Source organism: Micrococcus sp. R8502A1 (assembly GCF_006704135.1).
Lineage (GTDB): Bacteria > Actinomycetota > Actinomycetes > Actinomycetales > Micrococcaceae > Micrococcus > Micrococcus luteus.
Genome location: NZ_VIGS01000109.1, coordinates 1 through 845 on the forward strand (window position 1 = coordinate 1; position 845 = coordinate 845).

1 protein-coding gene is annotated in these 845 nt (G+C 68.2%); it reads right to left on the bottom strand.

What is annotated here, in order from left to right:
• Positions 1–733, bottom strand: a 733-nt coding sequence (locus FLM69_RS11260; protein ID WP_141844306.1) for a leucine zipper domain-containing protein, incomplete at its 3' end; no start/stop codon positions are given.
• Positions 734–845: the final 112 nt, after the last annotated feature.

Sequence of the window (845 nt, forward strand, 5' to 3'; positions counted from 1 at the left end):
CCGCAGCCCGGTAGTTGTTTCCGTTGTCCGTGATCACCCGGTCCACGGTGATGCCGTGGGCGGCGAAGAACGCCCTCGCCCGGCAGTAGAAGCTCACGGTCGTGGCCGCCCGCTCGTCCTCCAACGCCTCGGTGTACGCCAGGCGGGTGAACCCGTCGATCGCCGAGTGCAGATAGGTGTACCCGACCCGCCGGCCGGCACCACGCTTGGAAGCACGGCCTGCTTCACTTTCACGTCCGTGAGCACGCCAGCCGCCCCCGTCAGGGATCTTCCCGATCTTCTTCACGTCCAGGTGCACCATGTGCCCCGGGCCGCGGGCGGTGATCTTCTGGGGTCGTTGGCGCAGGTCCTCACCCGTGGGCGCGAGGTCTGGCAACCGGGAGATGCCCAGTCGGTGCAGCCACCTGCCCACAGTGCGCAGGCACAGCTGGTGGCCTTCAGAGACGAGGTGGTGATGGATGCGGCGGGCTGACCACTTCTCCCTGCGACGCAGGGTCTGGATCTGGGCCACCACCTCGGGGTCGAGCTGGGCAGGTGAACGGCGCGGACGGCTGGGCCGGTCGAGCAGCCCGGCCTCGCCCTCGGCGCGGTAGCGGGCCACCCAGGTGGCCACCGTGGGCCGGCTCACCCGGAACTCGGCGGCCACGTGCGCCTGCGGGATCCCGTCGTGCAGGTGGCGGTGGACCATCCTGAGACGGCCGGTGGGAGTCAGGGGTGCGTTAGCGTGAGTCATGAGTGGGTCTCTTCTGGCAGGTGGGTTGTTGAGGAACTTCCATCCTGCGGGAGAGGCCCACTCGTCTCATCTCAGCCCGGTACGGATGTCAAGAACCTCATGACCCACAACA